Consider the following 14,311-nt stretch of genomic DNA (forward strand, 5'->3'; position numbering starts at 1 on the left):
CTCGATAAATCGTATTTTTGCCAGCCTAGTTGCCTTGATGGGGCTGGGGTTATTGTTAGGTGGAGCTTACCTCTTAACCCTTGGCGGATCGTTTTATTACGTGCTGGCCGGATGGGCCTATCTGAGCGCTGGCGTCATGCTTTGGCGTAGGCAAGTTTGTGGAGTATGGCTGCTGGTAGCGGTTGCCGTGCTGAGTGTTCCATGGGCGCTCTGGGAGTCAGGCACGTTCTATTGGGCGCTGTTTCCACGCCTGCTCGTACCGGCAGCGTTGGCGAGCATCGGCTTGCTCCTGTTATCCACTTGGTCGCCTGCGGACTCCCGGCGTCGGATACGCGGTCTGGGTGTACTAGCGCTATTAGGGACGGCGGTGTTCTTTGGGTTTGCCTTTACTCCACATGGTGTCGTCTCGCCTGGCTCGGGCACACCTTTTACTGCAGCCGCCACAAACACCACGCCTTCAAATTGGTCCGCATATGGCCGAACCACTGCGGGTACGCGCTACGCGCCCTTTACGCAGATCAACCGTGACAACGTTCAGGACCTGAAAGTGGCCTGGACCTATCGTACCGGCGCGAAGATCCAGTTGGACAAGGGCGCCGTGGATTCGAACACCCCATTGCAAATTGAAGATACGTTGTTCACTTGCACACCCGATGATCGCATTGCTGCCATCGATGCAGATACGGGGGTAGAACGTTGGAAATTCGATACCCATAGTGCATCTCCTATCTGGAACCGTTGCCGCGGCCTGGGTTACTACAAGCTCAAGGAGGCGCCGGCTGATGGCGTCTGTGCGGAACGAATCGTCAATTCCACCATCGATGCGCGCCTGATCGAACTAGATGCCAAGACCGGCAAGCAGTGCCCAGGTTTTGGCAGCGACGGCGTCGTCGACCTGAAGCAGGGCATGGGCGACGTTAAGCCTGGGTTCTACTTTCAGACCTCCGCGCCGCTGGTGGCGCGCGACTACATTATTATCAGTGGCTGGGTAGTTGATAACTACAGTCGCGGTGAGCCGTCAGGCGTGATCCGCGCCTTTGATGCCCGCACCGGCGCACTGGCATGGGCGTGGGACCTAGGCAACCCGGACATAACCGGCTTGCCACCGGCGGGGCAGACCTACACGCCCGGCACGCCCAACATGTGGACCGCCGCTGCCTATGACGACCAGTTGGGTCTTATCTATGCGCCGCTGGGAAATGCCACGCCGGACTTTTTCGGCATGGAGCGACCACCGCACTCGGGTGAATACAACTCTTCCCTTGTCGCCCTCGATATCATGACGGGCCGCCCGAAATGGAAATTCCAGACCGTCCATCACGACATCTGGGACTACGACTTGCCTTCTCAACCCGCGCTGGTCGATTTGCCTGACGGCCAAGGCGGAACCATCCCCGGGGTATTGCAAACCACCAAGCGTGGCCAGCTTTTCCTGCTAAATCGCGCCACCGGAGAGCCGATTGCCGACGTCGTCGAAAAGCCCGTGCCTACGGCCGGTGCGGTACCTGAAGAAAAGCTTTCGCCTACACAGCCTTATTCGGTAGGGATGCCGACTATCGGTGCCGAACACCTCACCGAGAAGAAGATGTGGGGGGCAACCATGTTCGACCAACTCATGTGCCGCATCATGTTCGACCAACTCATGTGCCGCATCATGTTCAAGCAACTGCGCTACGAGGGCGACTTCACGCCGATCGGTCTGACCAAGGCGCTGGATCAGCCCGGCAATATCGGAGGATTCAACTGGGGTAGCGTCTCCTACGACCCCGTTAATCATCTGGCTTATATGAACGATATCCGGGTGCCGAACATCTTTTGGCTGATGCCTCGTGATGAATTCAATACTTGGACAAAAACCCACCAGATCGAGGTGAGCGGACATGGGCCGTCACCGCAGTTGAAAACACCTTACGGTCAAGCCATTTATATCTGGATGTCATCCCTAGGGGTTCCGTGCAACCAGCCACCCTATGGGACCGTCACGGCGGTCGATCTGAATACGCACAAGGTGGCCTGGCAAGTGCCGGCTGGCACCACAGAGCAATTGGGGCCACTGGGTATCGCATCACACCTGCCCATGCCCATGGGCATGCCAACTTATGCAGGAACGATGACCACGGCAGGCGGCCTCGTATTCTTTGCCGGTTATCAGGACTACTACATCCGGGCATACGACGGGCAAAGTGGCAAACTCGTCTGGGAACATGAATTACCGGTCGGCGCCAGCGCCACGCCGATCTCCTACGTCTCGCCGACGACGGGCAAACAGTACGTTGTCATTTCCGTAGGCGGGGCAGCGCATTCTCCCGACACCGGTGACTATGTAATGGCCTTCAGCCTTCCGACATCCCAACCGTGAAGCGTCTGCAGCGACAGCAAAAGAAGGCGTTACCTGCACATGGCCAGCGCTGAATACGTGTTCAAAGCTGACGAGAAACCGGCGATGGCGGGCAGTCCTTATAAGCCCAAGCTGTCGCCGGCCAGGCGTGCCATCTATTTTGTCGTAGGCTTATTCCTCGGAACCTGCACGACGCTGTGCAACGGCCTGGTGGCGAGCAATCTAGGCGTAATCTCTGGCTCTATTGGCGAGTACACGGCTCAGGTCTCATGGTTGGTGGCAGTTTTTTTGGCGATCAATGCCAGCGCCAACCTGACCTTGGTCAAGGCCCGGATGCAGTTCGGAATCCCTTTGGTTACGGCAAGCATTGTCGGTACCTACATCGCTGCCTGTGTGCTGCAGTTACTGTGGCCCACTTTGACAACTGCGGTCATTGCCACGGCGATCAACGGCTTGATGTGCGCGACGTTGATCGCCTTGAGTACCTATTATCTGATGCAGGCCCTAGCCCCATCGGCCCAGCCGATGGCCCTGATTATCAGCGTAGGGCTTACCCAGATAGGATCGCCGGTGGCGCGCATGATTCCCGTGGAATTTCTCGCCTCGGAACATTGGCTGGGGCTGCACTTGTTGAATCTGGGCATTGGTATGGCGGTGTTGGGTGTGACGTTGGCGGTGCCTTTGCCACGCAGTGATAGGGCCAGCGTGTTTTCTGCCTCGGACGCAGTGGTGATTGTATTGCTGGTTTCGTCCTTCCTGCTGTTTGCCGGTGTGCTTGGCCTCGGCCGGAGCTATTGGTGGACCGACGCGCCCTTTCTCGGCTGGATGCTGGTGGCGGCTATCTCACTGCTGGTGACGGTGGTGTTCATTGAAAGACGTCGGCGTCAGCCGCTGTTGCAATTGGAATGGCTGGGCAGTTTCGACTTGATGCGTTTTGTTGCGATTGCGCTGCTGGTTCGGCTATCGCTGGCCGAGCAGACTTTCGGCTCGGTAGGTTTGCTATCAATGGGCGGGCTCAATAACGATCAGTTGCGTGTCCTGTTTGCGTGCGTACTGGTGTCGATGCTGGCGGGGATCGTCGTCGCTTGCCTGACGTTGTCGCCCAAACGTATCCCCTGGCAGGTCATGGTCGCGGCGTTGTTTATCGCAACGGGAGCGTATCTGGACTCGCAATCCACCAGCCTCACGCGTGCGCCGCAACTGTACCTGAGCCAGTGTTTGATTGGGTTCGGTGCGACGCTGTTTATCGGGCCTGCCTTGATCTTTGGCTTCCTCAAACTGTTCGCGAAGGGACCTCAGTACATGATCACGCTCGTGGTCCTGTACGGGGCGAGCCAGAGTATCGGCAGCCTGGCAGGGTCGGCTGTAATGGGCAGCTACGAGTTCATCAGAACCCAGTCCCATATCGCTAGCCTGGCGGACAGTGCGCCGATCACCAATCCCCTTGTCGTAGCGCGCCTCGGCATTGGCGAGGCGTTGCTTTCGAGTCATATAGCCGACCCGGAACAGCGCCAGAAACAGAGCAGCAAGCTGCTAGGAAAAGCGTTGCAGCAACAGGCTAGCGTACTGGCATTCAATGACGTCTTTCGCATCGTGTCAGTGCTGGCTTTTGGCACCGCGATGTATGTGTTTTATCTGCAGATGTCGGCTTTTTTCCTCTCGCGCATCCGTCGCGAGCCTGAGAACGTAAATGACTGATTCCATGACTGTTCCATCGGATGTTGAACACACTGCTTCTCATTGGTCGCCCCCGCCCCGGGGCCGTTTGCAAGGCATCATCATGGTGCTGGCTGCGATTGGCGTTATTACGATCGTCCTGTACATCTGGAAGTTGCCGCCTTTTGACGCAGGTCTGCAACAGACAGATAACGCCTATGTGAGGGGGCGAACCACGGTGATTGCCCCTCAGGTCAGCGGCTATATCGTCCAGGTGGCCGGGCAGGATTTCGCGCAGGTCAAGCGTGGCGAGGTCCTTGTGCGTATTGACGATGAGGTCTATCAGGCGCAGGTAGATGAGGCGACCGCCAATCTTGCCGTCGCCAAGGCCGACCTCTCCAACAACCAGCAGGCGCACGCTGCTCGCATGGCGGGCATCGAGAGTCAAGTTGCAGCTACGGCCGGTGCGCAGGCGCGCTTATTGCGTGCCCGCGCTGACATGCAGCGCGCAAACGCGTTGGTCATGGATGGCGCCATTTCTACGCGCGAGCGTGACCAGGCACGAGCCGATTTCAGTCAAGCCCGGGCCGAGGTACAGCAGGCGGGTGCGCAAGAGTCGATTGCTCGGGAGGAGTTGCGTACCGTGGATGTCGGCCGTGAAGGTCTGGAAGCCCAGGTGCGGGTGGCACAGGCAAAACTGCGTGCGGCTCAGATTGATCTTAATCACACGGTCATCCAGGCGCCGGAGGATGGCGTGCTCGGAGAAGTGGGCGTGCGTTGGGCCAATTCGTGACCCACGGTACACAATTGATGTCGGTAGTGCCCGCTGATCACTGGATAGTCGCGAACTACAAGGAGGCGCAGACTAAGGCTATTGCGCCCGGGCAGATCGCGACGCTCAGGATTGATGCGTTAGGAGGGGCGACGCTAAAGGGGCATGTCGAGCGGCTCTCACCAGCGACGGGCTCGGAATTCGCGGTGCTCAAGCCGGACAATGCAACGGGCAATTTCGTCAAGGTACCGCAGCGTATCGGGGTGCGCATATCTGTTGATCCGGACCAGCCTTTCGAGTCTTCGCTGCGCCCGGGCATGTCGGTTGAGGTCGATGTCGATACGCTTCATCGGTGAGGAGGCGGCTATCAGCATTCAGTTGCTGTTGAGAGTCCCAGGACCCCTCCGTGAATTTCCCTGACTTCTTACGAGCTGAAAGCATCAGCGCTTTTTGAGCATCATTGAGTTCGCGGAACCGGGCGATTTTGTTGACCTCGTCAGGCGGTATGTTCATACATATCCACCACTCAATCATGTTCAGCATCGGTTCTGCCGCTTTGAGTATTGGAGGGGCGGTTCAACGGTGAAGCGCGCTACGGCCCGGTAACAGGCCGCAGCGCCGAGGTGAGGGGGAGAGACAGAGGGAAGGGGTTCAGCCGTGAATATGTTCAGCCGCATGCATGGCCAGGTAGGCATCCAGCTTCTTGTCTTTCAAACCCAAGGTGTCGAGAATTTGGGCCATGAAACTGACCGGCGCGCTGCCAGGAGCCGTGACCACTCCCTGGTCGGCAACGGCGTACGGTACGTCTTGGTAATAATCTGCTCCGCGATAATGCACCTGCTTGAGGTTGTCAGCGGAGTTGGAGGTGTGCTGCAAGTGATCCAGCACTCCAGCCTTGGCCAGTACGCGGGTACCGTCACAGATTCCCGCCACGACGATGTTCCTGGCGTGAGCCTCACGGACCAGCGCCTCGATGGCGGGGGCGTTGTCTGTTCTCCAGATCGGGCCTCCCGGCACAATCAGCAAGTCGACATCGTCCAGCCGAATGGCCTCGATGGCCAGGTCGGGAATGATGGTCATGCCACCGGATGATGTCACTTGCTTGCCACCGGGAGCGGCAAAACAAGTCTCGAAGCCATAGTAGGCACGGCCCGTGGAATTGATCAGCGCGGGCTCCCAGTCAGAAAAATTCTCGGTGAGGATAGTAACGGCACGTACCATTTGAGTGTCCTTCTCAAGTTTCCATGATAATCAGCAGCAACCTGCCCAGCAGGGTTGTCCTGGTGGGCATTGCTGTCGAGTGTACTCGCCAGCGGGGCTGATGAATGGTGTGGTGGAGTATTGGCAGTATGTGTTTCAACTGGCAATGACAGTGATCAACGCGGCGGCATGTTCAGGCGTGAAACGTTGAGAGGGTGTTCTGGTGCGCTGCGCAGCTCGCCGTTGGCGACCTGGCCTGGCAGCAAGTCTGCCTCCAGCGCAGCGGCTTTAGAGCGGCCCGGCGCCTGCACTGGGTAAGCATAAAGGCTGTGCATCTAAAACGTGCGCGGTGATTGAGCCGCTGGCGGGATGGAGTCGAACCGTTGCGCAAGGCTCCAGCCTGATAGCCGCTGCAGCTCATCGACATCGATCGACTCATCTTCCTGCGCGGTGTAGCACTCGTCACCACTGCGCCTGTCATCGGGATAGACCATAAAACCACCACGGCCGTCAGGGCAGTCGGGCAGATACACCGAGGTCAGGTTGCGTTGCTCATCGAGGTGCGCATTCAAGCGCGCGATATAGATACCCATCGAAACCGCCACACCAATAACCAGCACCACGCAGGCGACCAACTGGCTGGCATAGTTGGCGCCCAGCTCATCACGACGCACGGGCGACATGACACGACCCTGTCTGCTCAACATTCTGGCCAATCAGAAACCAGCCACTGCCTCCCATGCGTACCAACTGAGTTTGCTGTGGAAGGATGCCCACCATCAGCGCGAGGAAAATCACGGCTAACAGCACCCCTTTGATCATCGAATACAGGTTCATGACGGTGACGAGCTCTGGATAAGAAGAGCCTTAGCCTAAGCAGCACGGGGTTAACACCAGGTAAACATCGCAGGAAACAGCCTGACTTCCGCTATCCTTCACACCGCTGAGCACCATCTGCCCGAGGGTTTTTCCGTGCATATTCATCTGCTGCTGGTCGAGGACAACCTGGACCTGGCCACCACTGTCATCGAGTACCTGGAGATCAGCGGTATCGTCTGCGATCACGCCAGCAATGGCCAGGCCGGGCTCAACCTGGCGCTCAACCAGCATTACGACGTCATTCTGCTGGACATCATGCTGCCGCGACTGAACGGCCAGCAGTTGTGCGCAGGGTTACGCCAGCAAGGCATCCAGACCCCCATCCTGATGCTGACCTCGCTGGATGCGTTGCCCGACAAGCTCGCCAGTTTTGCTGCGGGAGCCGACGACTATCTGGTCAAGCCGTTCGAGCTTGCCGAGCTGGTGGCGCGGATTCGCGCCTTGAGCCTGCGGCGCAGCGGCCAGACCAGCCGCCTGCAAGTGGACGACTTGGTCATGGAGCTGACCACCCGCAAAGTCAGCCGGGCAGGGCAGGAGCTGCATCTGTCACCCATTTGCTGGGCCTTGCTGGAGCACTTGATGCGCGCCAGCCCCGAGCCTGTTCCCAGGGAGCGGTTGGAAAGCAAAATCTGGGGCGATGAGCCGCCTGACAGTAATACGCTCAAAGTGCATATGCATCGGCTGCGCAAGACGGTAGACAAACCTTTTGGCCGGCCATTGATCCATACCCTGGCGGGTGTCGGCATCCAGGTAAAGGCCCATGCGTAGCGGCCTGAGCCTGAAGTGGGTAATCAGCGGCAGTTTCCTGTGTCTGATTGCGGTGGTGCTGGTGATCTATAGCAGGCTGCTACCTGAATTCACCGTGCGCGGCCTGTTCTACACCGCCAGCGCGATGATGGAGGAGGAAGCCCTGTATTTTCTCCGGCACTACAAACAGGACCCGACCACGCCGACGCCGCACAATTACTACTACACCAGCGTCATCGGCAAGGAGGCGTTGCCGCAGGACGTGCGCGAGTTGCTGAATGCACCGCCGAGCCTGTCCTTTGGTGCGGTGAATATCTTCGGCGATCTCTATTCCGATGACGACGAGGCGCCGTTCCATATCGTTCTCGAACAACCTCTGGGCGACGGCAAAACCCTCTACATGTATGACATCGACCACGATAAGGAAGTAGGGGGAGAGGTGGAGACGCCATTGTCCGACGCCTACTTTGACCAGGTACTGGAAAGCGTCCAGCTCATCAGCCTGGCCGTATTCGTGCCGGCGCTGATTATCATCGCGCTGTTGGTGTGGTGGTTGGTGCGTCCGCTGGGACGTCTGATCCAATGGTCCAGCACCCTGAACAATCCTGACGCCCTGGCCAGCGAGCGGCCGGGTTTCAACTTCAAGGAGTTCAATATGTTAGCCGATGCCCTGGCCAAAAGTGTTGAACAAGTGCAGGCCGCCAGCCAGCGAGAAGGCCGTCTGTTGCGCTACACCAGCCATGAACTGCGCACGCCGCTGGCGGTGCTCAAGGCCAATATCGAATTGTTGGCCCTGCAATCGGGTGGTGTGCTACCACCCTCGTTGCAGCGCGTAGAACGCTCGGTGCTCAATATGCAGCTCATCGCCGAGACATTGCTGTGGATGAGCCGCGAACGTCCAGAGTCGTTGCCCGAGGAAGACGTTAATCTTAGCGAGGTAGTTGGCGAACTGATTGAAAGGCACCGCTACCTGATCGGTCACCGGGATATTGAGCTAAGCATCGACATCCACAACGAACCTTGCCGGCTGCCCCCTACGGCGTGTCGTATCGTGATCGGCAACTTCCTGCGCAATGCGCTGCAATACGCGGAAGAGGGCACGGTGGATATCAGTTTCAAATACCCCCGGCTGGTGATTGCCAATTACATCAGTGAGGTCAAGCCGCGGCAGGAGTCCGATGATTTTGGGTATGGGCTTGGGTTGCAGTTGATGCGGCAGTTGTGCGCAAAGTTGGGCTGGCAGATTGAGGTGATCCGTGAGCAACAGCGGTTTACGGTCATTCTTGATTTTACGAATGTACGGGACACGCCGCCGGCAGACGGCGCATCTGGAGTCTGTTGAACGATTGTGCCTAAGCGAGCTTCACATTCATGGTGATGTGGGCGGTGAAGACCTTGACGCCGCCCGCATCGAAGATCTCCACCGGCACGATCTTGTCTCCGGCGGTTTGCCAATCGATAGCGCTGCCATCGGCAACAGCGCGGATATCGGTTTTCGCCTTGGCCAGATATTCAACAGTCATGCCTTTGGGAATCCAGCGTGCGCCTGCGGGGATCGACGCGTCGGTCATCATGCCGCCGGCCAGTTCGGCGGCGTTGCACAGTGCGATGGCATGCACCGAGGCCAGGTGATTGGTGATTTCCTTGCGAAACGGCACGGTGACCACCGCATGGTTGGGTTTGAGCTCCGCGATCTCGGGAGTGATGGTGCTGAAGTAGGGTGCCATTTGGCACGCCAGGTTGCTGAATGCGGCGGGGCCTACGCTATTGAACATGCTCAGGGCTTGGCTCATCGGAATATCCTCAAGGGTCATTTGCAGAATAATATTCTGTAACGGAACAATATTCTGTTTATTCCACGACTGTCAACCTGAGCTTTCTCTGCCGGTCGTTCAGCCTATAAACTGTTTTGATTTGGCGTTCCTCCATGCACTCCATCGATCTCATCGAGCGCACCTTCCCCGGCAGGCGCAGCGACCTCAAGCGCATCATCCTGCGCGAAGCACTGGCGTGTTTTAACGAGGTGGGCATCGAGGCGACCTCTATCGAAACCATTCGCGCGCGCTGCGACACCAGCGTGGGCGCTATCTATCACCACTTCGGCAATAAAGAAGGGTTGGTCGCTGCGCTGTTCTTTGCGGCGCTGGAGGACCAGGCCAGTCTGCGTGACCACTATCTGCAAGCAGCGGACACCGCCCACGCAGGCGTCGTCGGGCTGGTGTACAGCTACGTTGAATGGGTGACCGCACAGCCGGACTGGGCGCGGTTCGTGTTCCAAAGCCGTTTTGCCGTCTCCAGCGGCCCGTTCAAGGACGAGCTGCTTGCACGCAATAAACAGCGCAACCAACAGTTGAAGGAGTGGATGAGCGGGGAAGGGCGCAAGGAGCATTTCAGTCATTTGCCTGCCGAGCTGATCCCTTCGCTGATCATTGGCGCGGCGGAAAGTTACTCGCGTGCGTGGTTGTCGGCGAAGGTCAAAAAGAGTCCATTTGAATACCGCGAACTGCTGGCTGAAGCAGCGTGGCAGTCGATCAGCCTGGGTTAGTCAGTCCTCCATCCCCTGTGGGAGCTGTCGAGCTTCAGCGAGGCTGCGAAAGCGGTAGTTCAGGCGCTGAAGATTTTGCCTGTGCCGCCGCCATCGCAGCCTCGCTGGGGCTCGACAGCTCCCACATTTGGGCGGTGTTATTGTCGAGAGTCGTGTTTGGCGCGATGGCCCTGCAAACCGATATTCCACATAGACCGCCGATCTCCTGTGGGAGCTGTCGAGCTTTAGCGAGGCTGCGAAAGCGGTGGTTCAGGCGATGAAGAGGTTGTCTGTGCCGCCGCCTTCGCAGCCCCGCTGGGGCTCGACAGCTCCCACATTTGGACGGTGTTGCTGTCGAGAATTGTGTTTGGCGCGATGGTCCTGCAAAGCGTGATTCCACATACACAGCCGATCCCCTGTGGGAGCTGTCGAGCTTTAGCGAGGCTGCGAAAGCGGTGGTTCAAACGATGATCCTTTCGGTAATGCCCCACCTGATCAAATTCCTTCTGAGGCTATACTTGCCTCCTTCCAACCAATCGAGAACCCCATGAGCACGTCTCTTTCCCTGACGCCCGTGCGCAAGCCCGTCGCGCCACTGATTGCCTTTATCATCCTGGTGGCGGGCGCGCTGTTCCTGCAGAACATGGTCGGCGCACGCCAGGTGTTGCTGCTGGTGGTCGGCGCCGCGCTGGGCCTGACGCTGTATCACGCAGCCTTCGGTTTCACCTCGGCCTGGCGCGTGTTTATCAATGATCGGCGTGGCGCTGGCTTGCGTGCGCAGATGGTGATGCTGGCGGTAGCGGTGGTGCTGTTTTTCCCGGCGCTGGGCGCGGGCACCTTGTTCGGCCAACCGGTGGCCGGGTTGGTGGCGCCGGCGGGTGTGTCGGTGGTGTTCGGGGCGTTTATCTTCGGGATCGGCATGCAACTGGGCGGCGGCTGTGCGTCGGGCACCTTGTTCACCGTCGGCGGCGGTAATGCGCGGATGTTGGTGACACTGCTGTTCTTTATCTGCGGCTCGTTGATCGCCACCCATCACGTCGACTGGTGGTTTGCACTGCCATCGTTCCCGGCGGTTTCCATTGTCAAAAGTTTCGGTGTGCTGCCGGCGCTGGTCCTGAGCCTGGCGGTGTTCGCGCTGATTGCTATGGTGACCGTGCGCCTGGAAAAACGTCGCTATGGTCAACTTGAACAAGGCGTGCAAAGCGAGCACCAAGGGCTACGCCGCTTTCTGCGTGGGCCATGGCCGTTAGTGTGGGGCGCGATTGGCCTGGCGCTGCTCAACTACGCCACCCTGGCCTTGGCTGGGCGGCCGTGGGGCATTACCTCGGCGTTCGCGCTGTGGGGCGCCAAGGTGGCGAGCGGGCTGGGCGTGGACGTTGCCAGCTGGGCATTCTGGGAGATGCCGGGCAATGCCAAGGCCCTGGCTGCACCGGTGTGGGAAGATATCACCAGCGTCATGGACATCGGCATTGTCCTCGGCGCGCTGCTGGCCTCTGGCCTGGCCGGGCGTTTTGCGCCCAGCCTGAATATTCCAGCGCGCTCGTTGATCGCGGCTGTGATCGGCGGCCTGATGCTTGGCTACGGTTCGCGCCTAGCCTATGGCTGCAACATCGGCGCGTACTTCAGTGGCATCGCCTCGGGCAGCCTGCATGGCTGGGTGTGGCTGGTGGCGGCCTTTATCGGCAACGGCGTGGGCGTGCGCCTGCGGCCCTTCTTCTTTGCGGGCGAACGGCCCCAGGTGGCCTTGAGTGGCTGCTGAGCAGTCCACCCACATTCGCCTGGCGCGCGCGCAAGATGCCGGTTTGTTGCCCGCCATCGAGCAGAGCGCAGCCCAGGCATTTCGCGCAATCGAAGGGCTGGCTTGGCTGGCGGATGCCGCGCCGATCGGCGTCGAGTGCCATCGGCAGTGGATCGCGTTATCGACCTGTTGGGTGGTGGTTGATGACCACGATCGCCCTCAAGGCTTCCTCAGCGCAGAACGCTTTGGCGACGACCTGCATATCCATGAAGTGTCGGTTGCCCAGCCGCTGCAAGGCCAGGGCTGGGGGCGCAGATTGGTGGAAACGGCGATAGAGCATGCCCGCGCCCAACACCTGCGTGCGGTGACGCTGACCACTTTCAAGCATGTACCCTGGAATGCTCCGTTCTACCGGCGCCTGGGCTTTGCAATTCACGTCGATTCGCGTCTGGAAACGATCCTGGCGGATGAGTACGCCCATGGCTTCGAACCCGGCAGCCGTTGTGCCATGGCGTGCCCGGTAACATGTCCGAATCCGTCCTGAAGTAGTCTGCCTTGCGTCTGTCGCGCACTGTGGGTGGTCCTTACCATGGCGTGCATCGTTTACCCACTGATGCAAGCCACAAGGACTGTCCATGACCCATAAAGCCCTGATCGTGATCGACGCCCAGCACTCGTTCCGTCATTCAACCTACTGGTCCGAAAACGACCTGCCCGACTATCTGGAAAAACAGCAGGCCCTCATCGATGGTTGTGTTCAGCGCGGCATCCCGGTGGTACAAGTCTTCCATGTTGAAGACCAAGGGCATTTCTCCATGCAATCGGGCAACGTCAGGGCATTGAGCGAGCTGTCGATCAAGCCGCAACTGGTGATCCATAAGCGCTACCACAGTGCTTTGGCCGGTACGCCACTGGCCGCTCGGTTGGTGGAAATGGGCGTCACCACGCTGATCATCAGCGGCATCCGCACTGAGCAATGCTGCGAGACCACTACGCGGCAGGCTGCGGACAGCGGCTTCAAGGTGGATTTTGTCAGCGAGGCGACGTTGACCTTCCCGATGACCCACGTGCGTAGCGGCCGGGTCTATACGCCAGCTGAGATTCGCGAACGCACGGAGTTGGTCCTCGATGACCGCTTCGCCCGCATCGTAACGGTCGCCCAGGCACTGGCGGAGTGAAGCGGTGAGCGTACCGGTGCTGTTCGTGCTATTGCCAAACGTGCTGATGCTCGACCTGGCCGGGCCTGCCGAAGTACTGCGCCTGGCCGCGCAGGTCGACGACCCGGCGGCGGTGGATTTCGACTTGCAATACGTCAGCCCGGTGGCAACGCTGCACACCTCCATCGGCTTGCCGCTGATGGGGCTGGCGCCGCTGCCGCCGACCCTGGCCCCCGGTACGCTGGTGGTGTTGGTGGGCTCCACGATGAACGTGTCGAAAGCCCACCAAAAGGCCTTCGAATCGGCCAGCCATCAGCTCACCCAGTGGCTGCAAAACGTCTTCGCGCCCTCGGCCGAGCGTCTGGTGTGCGTGTGCGCCGGCGCATTGAGTGCCGCCAGGGCCGGGCTGCTCGATGGGCGCCAATGCACCACGCATCATTCTCTGTGCGCCACCCTGCAGGCCCTCGCCCCCAAGGCCCGGGTGCTGGAAAACCGTCTGTACGTCACCGATGGCCCTGTGAGTTGCAGCGCCGGTATTACAGCGGGTATCGACCTAATGTTGCACCTGGTTGCCGAACTGGCCGGGCCACGCTTGGCGTGCGCGGTGGCGCGAGACATGGTGGTGTACCTGCGCCGCAGCGGCAGCGACCCGCAGTTGTCGCCCTGGATAACCGGGCGTAATCACCTGCACCCGGCGGTGCATCGTGTGCAAGACGCCATCGCCGCCGCGCCCTGTGAAACCTGGACGGTCACCCGTATGGCGGCCCTGGCCTGTACCGGCAGTCGCCACCTGGCGCGCTTGTTTCAGGAGCATGTCGGCACCAGCCCGCTGGACTATCTGCATCGCCTGCGCCTGGCTGTAGCCCGCGAACTGCTGGCCGAGTCGGCCCTGGACATTGAAGCCATCGCCGAGCGCGCAGGCTTCGGTTCGGCGCGGCATCTGCGGCGTATCTGGGGTAAGTATGAAGCGGCCACCCCTTCAGCCATGCGCCTTACTCAGCAGGCGTCTCGGGGGGCGTAACCGGGTCCTGGCCAGCTTCGGTTTCCAGCTTCAAACGGTCGGCCTTGCTGATGTATCTGTCTTTGCTTTTGGGCGCCAGCTTGGCACTGGCCTTTTTCGCTTTGGCTTTGAAGAGCTGCTGGAGTTTTTTCTGGCGGTTCATGTCGCGGTGCCTGAGAGGGAAAGGCGCGGATGATACCAGTTTCAACAAATGTGACCGGGCCCTGGGTTAATGCCAGTCAGTTAAGGCAGAGCCGGTAACCGTGGCGAGGGAGCTTGCTCCCGCTGGGCTGCGTAGCG

The 14,311-nt window shown here is 59.5% G+C and carries 17 protein-coding genes; 11 read left to right on the plus strand and 6 right to left on the minus strand.

From position 1 onward, the window contains the following. Positions 1-37 precede the first annotated feature (37 nt). The 4 genes from HBO10_RS13745 to HBO10_RS31320 are packed head-to-tail and all read left to right on the plus strand — an operon-like array spanning position 38 to position 5,122. Positions 38-2,359: a PQQ-binding-like beta-propeller repeat protein gene (locus HBO10_RS13745; protein ID WP_169922011.1), complete on the plus strand. Its 2,322-nt coding sequence runs from the start codon at positions 38-40 to the stop codon at positions 2,357-2,359. Between the two features lie 39 nt (positions 2,360-2,398). Next, positions 2,399-4,036 carry an MFS transporter gene (locus tag HBO10_RS13750; protein ID WP_034126169.1) on the plus strand — a complete coding sequence of 546 codons (1,638 nt, stop codon included), beginning with the start codon at positions 2,399-2,401 and terminating at the stop codon, positions 4,034-4,036. Continuing rightward, positions 4,029-4,787, plus strand: coding sequence for a biotin/lipoyl-binding protein (locus HBO10_RS13755; RefSeq protein ID WP_230633830.1), 759 nt, complete (start codon positions 4,029-4,031; stop codon positions 4,785-4,787). The genes HBO10_RS13750 and HBO10_RS13755 overlap by 8 nt, the downstream gene beginning before the upstream one ends. A 17-nt stretch (positions 4,788-4,804) precedes the next feature. After that, complete coding sequence (locus HBO10_RS31320) at positions 4,805-5,122, plus strand: hypothetical protein (protein ID WP_262378109.1); 318 nt, start codon at positions 4,805-4,807, stop codon at positions 5,120-5,122. Between the two features lie 295 nt (positions 5,123-5,417). On the opposite strand, the gene HBO10_RS13760 is transcribed toward HBO10_RS31320, so the two are convergent. The 4 genes from HBO10_RS13760 to HBO10_RS13775 all read right to left on the minus strand — a co-directional run bounded on the left by HBO10_RS13760 (position 5,418) and on the right by HBO10_RS13775 (position 6,803). Beyond that, positions 5,418-5,987, minus strand: a complete 570-nt coding sequence (locus HBO10_RS13760; RefSeq protein WP_034126170.1) for a type 1 glutamine amidotransferase family protein — start codon at positions 5,985-5,987, stop codon at positions 5,418-5,420. 155 nt (positions 5,988-6,142) lie between these two features. Then, the gene (locus tag HBO10_RS13765; RefSeq protein ID WP_155290827.1) at positions 6,143-6,301 is read right to left on the minus strand and encodes a hypothetical protein; all 159 of its coding nucleotides are present in this window, start codon (positions 6,299-6,301) and stop codon (positions 6,143-6,145) included. Continuing rightward, on the minus strand, positions 6,302-6,649 hold the full coding sequence (locus HBO10_RS13770; RefSeq protein ID WP_034126171.1) for a hypothetical protein: 348 nt from the start codon (positions 6,647-6,649) through the stop codon (positions 6,302-6,304). It abuts the gene before it with no gap. Continuing rightward, positions 6,630-6,803: a hypothetical protein gene (locus tag HBO10_RS13775; protein ID WP_014719228.1), complete on the minus strand. Its 174-nt coding sequence runs from the start codon at positions 6,801-6,803 to the stop codon at positions 6,630-6,632. Before HBO10_RS13775 ends, HBO10_RS13770 begins: the two co-directional genes overlap by 20 nt. 135 nt (positions 6,804-6,938) lie before the next feature. Between HBO10_RS13775 and HBO10_RS13780 the strand changes: the two genes are divergently transcribed. Next, positions 6,939-7,613, plus strand: coding sequence for a response regulator transcription factor (locus tag HBO10_RS13780; protein WP_034126172.1), 675 nt, complete (start codon positions 6,939-6,941; stop codon positions 7,611-7,613). After that, a complete protein-coding gene (locus HBO10_RS13785) occupies positions 7,606-8,934 on the plus strand; it encodes a HAMP domain-containing sensor histidine kinase (protein WP_034126173.1) in 1,329 nt (442 codons plus the stop codon). Before HBO10_RS13780 ends, HBO10_RS13785 begins: the two co-directional genes overlap by 8 nt. A 10-nt stretch (positions 8,935-8,944) precedes the next feature. Here the strand turns inward: HBO10_RS13785 and HBO10_RS13790 are convergent, their stop codons facing one another. Continuing rightward, positions 8,945-9,385, minus strand: coding sequence for a hotdog fold domain-containing protein (locus HBO10_RS13790; protein WP_003192702.1), 441 nt, complete (start codon positions 9,383-9,385; stop codon positions 8,945-8,947). Between the two features lie 134 nt (positions 9,386-9,519). Here HBO10_RS13790 and HBO10_RS13795 point away from each other — a divergent pair, with 134 nt between their 5' ends. The 5 genes from HBO10_RS13795 (at position 9,520) to HBO10_RS13815 (ending at position 14,032) form a co-directional block, all read left to right on the plus strand. Then, a complete protein-coding gene (locus HBO10_RS13795) occupies positions 9,520-10,137 on the plus strand; it encodes a TetR/AcrR family transcriptional regulator (protein ID WP_034126174.1) in 618 nt (205 codons plus the stop codon). Positions 10,138-10,663: 526 nt separating this feature from the next. Next, positions 10,664-11,875, plus strand: a complete 1,212-nt coding sequence (locus HBO10_RS13800) for a YeeE/YedE family protein (RefSeq protein ID WP_034126175.1) — start codon at positions 10,664-10,666, stop codon at positions 11,873-11,875. Then, positions 11,865-12,398, plus strand: coding sequence for a GNAT family N-acetyltransferase (locus tag HBO10_RS13805; RefSeq protein ID WP_034126176.1), 534 nt, complete (start codon positions 11,865-11,867; stop codon positions 12,396-12,398). Before HBO10_RS13800 ends, HBO10_RS13805 begins: the two co-directional genes overlap by 11 nt. Before the next feature lie 91 nt (positions 12,399-12,489). Next, entirely contained in the window at positions 12,490-13,032 is a 543-nt protein-coding gene (locus tag HBO10_RS13810; RefSeq protein ID WP_034126177.1) for an isochorismatase family protein, read from the plus strand. Between the two features lie 4 nt (positions 13,033-13,036). Beyond that, positions 13,037-14,032: a helix-turn-helix domain-containing protein gene (locus HBO10_RS13815; RefSeq protein WP_169922007.1), complete on the plus strand. Its 996-nt coding sequence runs from the start codon at positions 13,037-13,039 to the stop codon at positions 14,030-14,032. Here HBO10_RS13815 and HBO10_RS13820 read toward each other — a convergent pair. Beyond that, the gene (locus HBO10_RS13820) at positions 14,004-14,174 is read right to left on the minus strand and encodes a DUF2986 domain-containing protein (protein ID WP_080757734.1); all 171 of its coding nucleotides are present in this window, start codon (positions 14,172-14,174) and stop codon (positions 14,004-14,006) included. The genes HBO10_RS13815 and HBO10_RS13820 overlap by 29 nt on opposite strands. Positions 14,175-14,311: the final 137 nt, after the last annotated feature.

Origin of the sequence: Pseudomonas sp. WS 5503, assembly GCF_012985385.1 — a bacterium.
In the GTDB taxonomy this organism is placed as follows: domain Bacteria; phylum Pseudomonadota; class Gammaproteobacteria; order Pseudomonadales; family Pseudomonadaceae; genus Aquipseudomonas; species Aquipseudomonas paracarnis.

Coding starts and splice junctions, on each gene's coding strand:
- HBO10_RS13820 (WP_080757734.1), bottom strand. CDS start 14,174: ATGAACCGCCAGAAAAAACTCCAGCAGCTCTTCAAAGCCAAAGCGAAA.
- HBO10_RS13750 (WP_034126169.1), top strand. CDS start 2,399: ATGGCCAGCGCTGAATACGTGTTCAAAGCTGACGAGAAACCGGCGATG.
- HBO10_RS13765 (WP_155290827.1), bottom strand. CDS start 6,301: ATGCACAGCCTTTATGCTTACCCAGTGCAGGCGCCGGGCCGCTCTAAA.
- HBO10_RS13745 (WP_169922011.1), top strand. CDS start 38: ATGGGGCTGGGGTTATTGTTAGGTGGAGCTTACCTCTTAACCCTTGGC.
- HBO10_RS13800 (WP_034126175.1), top strand. CDS start 10,664: ATGAGCACGTCTCTTTCCCTGACGCCCGTGCGCAAGCCCGTCGCGCCA.
- HBO10_RS13790 (WP_003192702.1), bottom strand. CDS start 9,385: ATGAGCCAAGCCCTGAGCATGTTCAATAGCGTAGGCCCCGCCGCATTC.
- HBO10_RS13775 (WP_014719228.1), bottom strand. CDS start 6,803: ATGAACCTGTATTCGATGATCAAAGGGGTGCTGTTAGCCGTGATTTTC.
- HBO10_RS13770 (WP_034126171.1), bottom strand. CDS start 6,649: ATGTCGCCCGTGCGTCGTGATGAGCTGGGCGCCAACTATGCCAGCCAG.
- HBO10_RS31320 (WP_262378109.1), top strand. CDS start 4,805: ATGTCGGTAGTGCCCGCTGATCACTGGATAGTCGCGAACTACAAGGAG.
- HBO10_RS13755 (WP_230633830.1), top strand. CDS start 4,029: ATGACTGATTCCATGACTGTTCCATCGGATGTTGAACACACTGCTTCT.
- HBO10_RS13810 (WP_034126177.1), top strand. CDS start 12,490: ATGACCCATAAAGCCCTGATCGTGATCGACGCCCAGCACTCGTTCCGT.
- HBO10_RS13795 (WP_034126174.1), top strand. CDS start 9,520: ATGCACTCCATCGATCTCATCGAGCGCACCTTCCCCGGCAGGCGCAGC.
- HBO10_RS13785 (WP_034126173.1), top strand. CDS start 7,606: ATGCGTAGCGGCCTGAGCCTGAAGTGGGTAATCAGCGGCAGTTTCCTG.
- HBO10_RS13760 (WP_034126170.1), bottom strand. CDS start 5,987: ATGGTACGTGCCGTTACTATCCTCACCGAGAATTTTTCTGACTGGGAG.